Annotated in this window: 6 protein-coding genes; 1 reads left to right on the top strand and 5 read right to left on the bottom strand. The window is 40.8% G+C overall.

Annotation, left to right across the window (positions count from 1 at the left end):
- From HT719_RS05175 to HT719_RS05155, 5 genes are all read right to left on the bottom strand, one after another.
- Window positions 1–3752, bottom strand: a 3752-nt coding sequence (locus HT719_RS05175; protein ID WP_172928464.1) for a Rib/alpha-like domain-containing protein, incomplete at its 3' end; no start/stop codon positions are given.
- Window positions 3753–4462: 710 nt separating this feature from the next.
- The gene (gene rpmH / locus HT719_RS05170) at window positions 4463–4597 is read right to left on the bottom strand and encodes a 50S ribosomal protein L34 (RefSeq protein WP_000831907.1); all 135 of its coding nucleotides are present in this window, start codon (window positions 4595–4597) and stop codon (window positions 4463–4465) included.
- A 144-nt stretch (window positions 4598–4741) separates the two neighbouring features.
- Window positions 4742–5956: a pyridoxal phosphate-dependent aminotransferase gene (locus HT719_RS05165; protein ID WP_172928462.1), complete on the bottom strand. Its 1215-nt coding sequence runs from the start codon at window positions 5954–5956 to the stop codon at window positions 4742–4744.
- A gap of 143 nt (window positions 5957–6099) precedes the next feature.
- Complete coding sequence (locus HT719_RS05160; RefSeq protein WP_001203814.1) at window positions 6100–6657, bottom strand: hypothetical protein; 558 nt, start codon at window positions 6655–6657, stop codon at window positions 6100–6102.
- A 20-nt stretch (window positions 6658–6677) separates the two neighbouring features.
- Window positions 6678–6980 (bottom strand): hypothetical protein, encoded by a 303-nt coding sequence (locus HT719_RS05155; RefSeq protein WP_172928461.1) that lies wholly within the window; start codon window positions 6978–6980, stop codon window positions 6678–6680.
- Window positions 6981–7141: 161 nt separating this feature from the next.
- Between HT719_RS05155 and HT719_RS05150 the strand changes: the two genes are divergently transcribed.
- Window positions 7142–7594: a universal stress protein gene (locus HT719_RS05150; protein WP_050208772.1), complete on the top strand. Its 453-nt coding sequence runs from the start codon at window positions 7142–7144 to the stop codon at window positions 7592–7594.
- Window positions 7595–7711 lie beyond the last annotated feature (117 nt).

Raw genomic sequence — 7711 nt, 5'->3', positions numbered from 1 at the left:
TGTACCAAGTCAATAGTTGCTACTAGAGAATTTGCAACTTTTGGATCTGTGCCATTTGCTTTTTCATCTGCATCTGAGATACCATCGTTGTCATCATCTGGATCCGTTACATCTGGAATACCATCGCCATCTGTATCACGTTGGATAGTTACTGGAACGCTGACGGTTACTTCATCTTTACCATTCTTAATTTTGACTGGAATCGTAATCTTACGTTCTTCTTCGTCTGGTTTCCAATCAGTAACAGTTGGTGTACCTGTTAGCTTGCCTTCTCCGTCAACTTTCAATCCATTAACTGGCTTGTCTGTTGTAATAGTTGAACCTGGTTTGTTAGCTGTTACAACTGTAGTTGGAGTAACTGGTGTTTTCTCCTTAACTGCTGATGGTGCTGTGACTGTGCCGGCTAGAGAATCTGATACCTTAACCTTAACTGGTACTTCTTCACTTGATCCATCTGGATAGCTTACAACAACCACTGCAGATACAGTTTTTCCATCTTGGCTAGTATCTGGAGTTTTTTTCCAGCGATAGCTAGTGTTTGTTGGTAGGTCTTGCTTGTTACTGATACTATCCGCTGCTGCAGGAACCGCATTTTTAGAAACTGTTTGGTCTTTTCCTTTTGGATTGTACTTAGCTGCTTGATCCTGAACAGTAATGGTGATTGTTTTTGTCGTAACTGCACCATCTTTATCATAGGCTTTAATGGTTACTTTGAATGCGCCTGGATTTCCTGTTGGTGTACCTGTAATTTGACCATTCTTATAAGTCAAGCCTGCTGGTAAACCTGTTACTTCTACTGGATTTTTTTCACGTAAACCTCGTCCGCCTTCATTATCCGCCACGGTTACTTTGATTGGACTGATTGGTTCATTTTTGGTAACAGTCGCTCCATTTGCTGTAATAGTTGGTCCTGTTACGTCTTTTACAGTGACTGGAACTGTCACTTCTTCACTTGATCCATCTGGATAAGTAACTTTTACAACTGCATTTCCAGCTGAACCGGCTGTGTTTGTTGAAGTTGGTTTACTTTGTACTGTTAGTGTTCCTGGACCAACGTTTTTCACTTTTGCTTTTACTGCATCATCTGAAATGGTTTGTCCTTGGTTTACTGTTAGGGGTTCGCCTACTGGATTATACTTGTCTTTTTGCGCTTGTACTACAATATCAATTGTCTCTGTAGTAACATTTCCGTTCTTATCATAGGCTTTAATAGTGACGCGAGATGTACCCGGATTTCCTGTCGGTGTCCCTGTAATCTTGCCATTTTCATATTTTAATCCTTGTGGTAAATTGCTTACCTCTATTGGATTATTATCACGCAAGCCAACACCACCAGCATTATCTTGAGCACTTACCGGAATTGGCTGAATGGCTTCATTTTTGGTAACAGTCGCTCCATCTGCTGTAATGGTTGGCCCCGTCTTATCAGCAGCTGTGACAGTGAAAGTAAAGGTCACAGGTTTTGCTGAGTGCCCTGCATCATCAGTAGCCCTGAAGGTAATTGTCTGTGTTTTACCAACATCTTCTGGTAGGGCTTTAAGGGTGATTTCCCTGATTTGTTTAGTAGCTGTACTTCCTTCTGATTTTACAAATGCTTGCGCTTTAATAAACCTGTCACCATATTTTGGTTGGCCTATAAAATCACTAACATCCAGATTAGCCTTCTTATCATCTGTTGCTGTAACTGTAAATGTTACCCATTGACCTTCTGTTACCGTTTGGTTTTCTGGTGTGATGGTCAAGGTTGGGGCTTGTGTGTCTGGTGCTTCTGTCGGTGTTACGGCCTCACTTCGTTCTGAAGTCACTGTTCCATTAGTATTAGTAACTACTGTTTCAGCTGTAATAGGGTTTCCTGGTAGAGCTTCTGTAACTGTAACGGTTGCAGTCTCTCCATCAGTTGTTCCAGTTCCAATCAGCTTAGTTCCATCGTAAAGGTTAACTGTTGAACCCTTTGGCACTCCGCTTCCTACATTCACTGTAAGTTTTTGTCCAGTGAGACCTTTCTTGTTTTCAAAGTCTGAAATAGTCGGTTTTTTAGGTTTAACTGTAAGCTTAACAGTTCCGTCTGAGCCTGAGTTAGCATCTTCTGATGATGAACTATCCCCATATCTGGCAATTACTTTATAAGTAAAGACTCCAGCTTGAGCTGTACTTGGTTTACGATCATTTTGCCAGCTCCAAGTCATTCTTGGTGGGAAGTCTTTACCACTTTTTGAAGTGACATACTTATCAGCTACAGGGTTATCTGTATTTGGAAGACTATCTCCCACCGTTTTGGTATGTGAACTACCTTGGATAGGGTAGGTTTCTGCCTCTGTGGTCGTTTCTAACCTGGCACCTAATGCTCCCATAATATATGACTGCTGAGTCGTTTTTCCGTATGTTGTCGTAGCAGCATAGACACGACCGTATTTAGCTGCTTCCTCCTCAGTCACATCGTCTTTAAGTCTAATCTTCGCATGCATGTGAACAGCATAGTCCAGACTTTCATTTCCAACCTTAATTCCCAAATAATATGATAGTTTTGGATAATTACCTCTTTTATCTTTTGTAAGAGTATTTAGGGTAGAATCTTCTTGGTTATGCTTGAATACATCCCAACGCTGATTATTTCTATTTACTCCTGAAGACGGATCATACAAACTGATATAATCATTGTTAAAGATATAAGGCTTCTGTTCCCACTGTTTATCGATGAAGGCTACATTTCCATATTGTTGGAATCCGCTATTCCCATCAGAAAGCCTTCTTCCACCACTTTTCTTGTATCGAGTGAAGCTCAAATCTTTTACCGTGTTAGAATCATGCATGATATTAAAAGGAGCTTGGAAATAATACTGTTGCTGATATGATTTTTCCACCATACGCTTTCCATCGTTATTAAAGAAGACATCGTAGACCATCCATTTTTGTCCATTTTCTTCCTTATAATTTGCACGGATTACTGTCTTATCCCTAGTAAAATCTTCATCATTATTTCTTGTATTTTTACCACTGTTAGTCTTTGGGTCAACAGAAGCAAAGTATCTGACATCAGACAAAGCACCTTCGTTAACAGTATTCGGGATAGGTTCCAAAGCCCTCTTAGATCTTCTAGAACTCTTAGGTTTATCTTCTGGCACAGATGCAGAAGCAGCCCTGTCTGAACCCTCCTCCTTATGGTCGCTCCTTTCAGCAGAAGAACTCTTATCCGCTGATTCACTTCCCTGCGGCTGACTTTCTTCTTTAGAAGAACTTGATAAGACTGCCAAGTCCTTTTCCAAGTCCTCAGCAAGACTGTCAAGCTCCCCTTGATCTGCATCAGCACGGGCTAATAATTCTTTCCCTTTTTGAAGTCGCTCCTTAATAGGACTTACAACTGAAGGATCGTGCTTCGAGTCGGTAGAAAGAAGAGCATTTACCTCTTCCACTAGCTTGCTCAAACGGCTGCTATCAACTGTAGCAGCTTTCTCTTCAGCAGGTTGAGCTTCTTTATTTGCTGAAGGCTCACTGGCTACTTCGGCTTGATTTTCATCCCTTGCCTGCCCTGCTTCAGACGACTGCTCCCCATCTTTCGGGCTAGCTAGACCAGTAGTCGATGACGACGTGTTTTGGCTTGGGCTATCTGCACTCACGACATTGGCCCCCATAAACATAAGAGCCGCAACCGCAACAGAAGCTGCACCAAAGCTATATTTACGAATAGAGAAGCGCAAGACTTTTTCGCGTTGATGGCGCTTTACCCTACTGAGTGAATTCGATTTATCTTCCATGTTACCTCCTTAAGAAGACTAATGATATAATAAAAAATAAGTTTCCCAACTCCCACTCCTTCAGAGAGTGAAGCTAGAAACAGCACCGTGATTCTTACTAGTGAGTAAATGATAGGAGATGAGACCAGGTCACCCTTAAGCCTCAAGCAACTATAATATCACAGCTATCACAGCTATCACAGCTATCACAGCTATCACAGCTATCACAGCTATCACAGCTATCACAGCTATCACAGCTATCACAGCTATCACAGCTATCACAGCTATCACAGCTATCACAGCTATCACAGCTATCACAGCTACATTATACCACTTTGATAAAATTAGTCAACACTTATCCTGACACTTTTATCATTTTTTTCATCGCTGAATCTCACTGAAAGTTCTATAAGGAAGTTAGCCACCCAGCCCTCCTAAAAATGAGATGTTTTAGAAGTAGAGGTGTCCTATTCTCGTTTCAATCTACTATAGCTTATGACAAGCCCTTCCTTTACCAGACAGATCTATAGCGAAAGGAAATAAAAACGCAACAGATTGATTAGGAAATGCAAAGCAATTTCTAGAACTGTTTTAGCAGTCGCTATCTACTTTCCTAGCTTCAAGCTACTCTATCTTTGACACCGGGTTCATCTACTCTTGCCCCTATTTTTAAGCACAATAAAAGCCAGTAGACTCGAGTTCCTACTGACTTTCCTTCTCCGTGGTTTGGATTAGGCAGCCAAAACGTTGCGTCCTTTACGACGACGAGCTGCCAATACGCGACGACCATTTTTAGTTGACATACGGTTACGGAATCCGTGTTTGCGCGCACGACGAAGTTTACTTGGTTGATAAGTACGTTTCACGATGAATACCTCCTCATAGATTTTGTATTCGTTTAGCCGGCTATAAAGTGATCAGTTACTAAACATACTTTACCATTCTATCTGATTCTGTCACTTTTGTCAATAGCTCTAGGCAATTGTTTCCAGCTTTTTCTCATGTAAGCCCTATCTGCGATACTGTTTTAAGAAACGAGTCATCTTTTCTTGGATTTGGGCTAGTTCCTCGACACGAGGAAGGTAAACGATACGGAAGTGGTCTGGTTCCTGCCAGTTAAAGCCTCGCCCATGAACCAAGAGCACCTTTTCCTGCTTCAAGAAATCAAGGACAAACTGCTCATCATCATCGATACGGTACATATTGCGGTCGATTTTGGGGAAGATATAGAGACCCGCCTTGGGTTTAACGGCAGACAAACCTGGAATATCTTGAATGGCATTATAGATGAAATTTCTTTGCTCGTAGATTCGTCCACCAGGAAGGAGTAATTCATCGACTGACTGGTGACCACCCAAGGAGGTTTGGACGACTTGTTGGGCCAAAACGTTAGAGCAAAGGCGCATATTGGACAGCATATTGAGCCCTTCGATATATCCCTTAACATGTGTCTTAGGGCCAGACAGAACCATCCAACCGACACGGAAACCAGCGATACGATGCGATTTTGACAGACCATTCATGCTGACACAGAAGAGATCCGGTGCCAGACTCGCCACAGGCGTATGCACATGCCCATCCATGACCATGCGATCATATATCTCGTCCGCAAAGATGATCAAGTCGTTTTGACGGGCAATCTCAATAATCTCCAGCAAGAGTTCCTTCGGATAAAGGGCTCCAGTTGGGTTGTTTGGATTGATAAGGACGATTGCCTTGGTATTGGAAGTGATTTTTGACTTGATATCCGCAATATCAGGGTACCATTCTGCAGCTTCATCACAGATATAGTGAACGGCATTTCCCCCAGCTAGGCTGACAGCCGCTGTCCAGAGAGGATAGTCGGGCATAGGCACCAAGACCTCATCTCCATTGTCCAAAAGCCCCTGCATGGACATGACAATCAACTCACTGACACCATTTCCAAGGTAAATATCATCTATAGCCACATTGGGGAATTTCTTCAGTTGGCAGTACTGCATGATGGCCTTACGGGCTGAAAAAATCCCTTTGGAGTCAGAATAACCTTCACTATCACGCGCATTCATAATCAAGTCATGGATGACCTCGTCTGGCGCTGTAAAGCCAAATTCTGCTGGATTTCCTGTGTTCAGACGCAAAATCTTTTCTCCATTTGCTCGCATCCGCATGGCTTCTTCCAAAACCGGACCACGGATATCATAAGCAACATGCTCTAACTTACTAGACTTGTTATATTCTTTCATCTTGTTTCCTCCATTCATCAGACTAGTAACATTATACCACTAGAAAAAGAATGCGACAAGTTTGCTGGAAGCTGTTACTAGATTTATATAGAAGAAAATCCTCGCTAAAAGCGAGGAAATAGAGGAGAGTTTAAAGAGAATAACTATCCACCATAATTTCTCATAGTAGAAAATAAGGTATAGGCTGCAGATGCATATAATCTCCCATCTGGAGATAATACGTCACTATCAAGAATAGCTTTTAACTGTTTGATAAATCGTTTATCACAATCAATATTCCAATATCCATTATCTCTATAACAAATATCGTGATCTTTACATGCCCAGTCTAAAATATCAATTGCATTCCCATTTCTATCATCCATTGTATGACCTGGACCACACCAATTACCATAAGTAGGAATCAAACCTCTTCTTATTCTTTTTATTACTTTATTATGAGATAGCTTCTGATTTTTATAACTTATAGCGAGTTCATTCACCATTTCTGCAAGAGTTATTGTTTCTTTATTTTCATTCTGTTCTTCCATAATATCCGTCCGAATAAAAGGAATATTCGATTCATCTAATTCAGTGTATTTTTTCAAAATAGTAATTGATTGATCTATATTATTGGAATTTTCCTGAGCTACAACAGGAATAACCATTCCAAAAGTAAACAATACAAACATCATTGTAATTATATATTTAGAACATCTCATATCAACACCTCAACTAATTTCTACATACCAAAAGATAAACCTAGAAAAAGTAAGCCTAAAAAGGAGTCATAGAGAAGATTGAACATGAGGAAAAGCCCCCATATCATCAAGTAATCCCAGCGACCACTTCTTTTAGCGACTAGGAATAAAAACAGATGATAGAGTATATGAAAGACTAAAAAGCCAATAAAACCTGGATAAAGAAGCGGTACCAGACTCTCTAATTGCCAGATCATAATAACTTCTAGCAAGACTGAAACTAGGATGATTCCATAATAAAGGAAATTTGATTTTTTTGTTTCTTGAAAAGAGTGCTTCATCATTCTCCCTCCCTTCACTTCTTTCCTGCTATCCTTTCTTTTATTTTATCATATATTTATATAGATTTTAATCGATAACATTCTTTTGAAAAATACTTTTTTTGCTTTACTTCTATAGTGAAAAGGTTTACAATTATAGTAAGAAAATTTCAGGAGGTTTCATTATGGCACAACGTTACCAAAATATCATGGTCGCAATCGATGGTTCTAAAGAAGCGGACTTGGCTTTTGTCAAGGGAGTTCATTCTGCTCTACGAAACGACGCTAAACTCACCATCGCACATGTCATTGACACACGCGCTCTCCAAAGCGTATCCACCTTTGATGCTGAAGTTTACGAACAACTCCAAGTCGACGCTGAAAGTCTGATGAAAGAGTACGAAAAACGTGCTAAAGATGCTGGGGTGGCAGATGTTCATATCGTCATTGAAATGGGAAATCCAAAAACTCTACTGGCACGTACTATTCCAGATGCAGAGGAAGTGGACCTCATCCTCCTTGGCGCAACTGGTCTCAACGCCTTTGAACGCCTCTTGGTCGGTTCTTCATCTGAATACATCCTCCGCCATGCTAAGGTCGATTTGCTGGTTGTGAGAGAACAAGAAAAAACCTTATAATCACAAAGAAAAGGAGCTCAGCGCTCCTTTTTGTTTACTATTTATACTCTTCGAAAATCTCTTCAAACCACGTCAGCTTCCATCTGCAACCTCAAAAACATGTTTTGAGCTGACTTC

The sequence above is a fragment of the Streptococcus sp. k-378 genome, assembly GCF_013277505.1.
Taxonomy (GTDB): domain Bacteria; phylum Bacillota; class Bacilli; order Lactobacillales; family Streptococcaceae; genus Streptococcus; species Streptococcus pseudopneumoniae.
Note: the sequence above shows the minus strand (reverse complement) of the source record. Positions and strands in the feature narration are given on the sequence as shown.

Bases quoted from the DNA above. Each gene is read 5' to 3' on its own strand.
- HT719_RS05150 (WP_050208772.1), top strand. From the start codon at position 7,142: ATGGCACAACGTTACCAAAATATCATGGTCGCAATCGATGGTTCTAAA.
- HT719_RS05165 (WP_172928462.1), bottom strand. From the start codon at position 5,956: ATGAAAGAATATAACAAGTCTAGTAAGTTAGAGCATGTTGCTTATGAT.
- HT719_RS05155 (WP_172928461.1), bottom strand. From the start codon at position 6,980: ATGATGAAGCACTCTTTTCAAGAAACAAAAAAATCAAATTTCCTTTAT.
- HT719_RS05160 (WP_001203814.1), bottom strand. From the start codon at position 6,657: ATGAGATGTTCTAAATATATAATTACAATGATGTTTGTATTGTTTACT.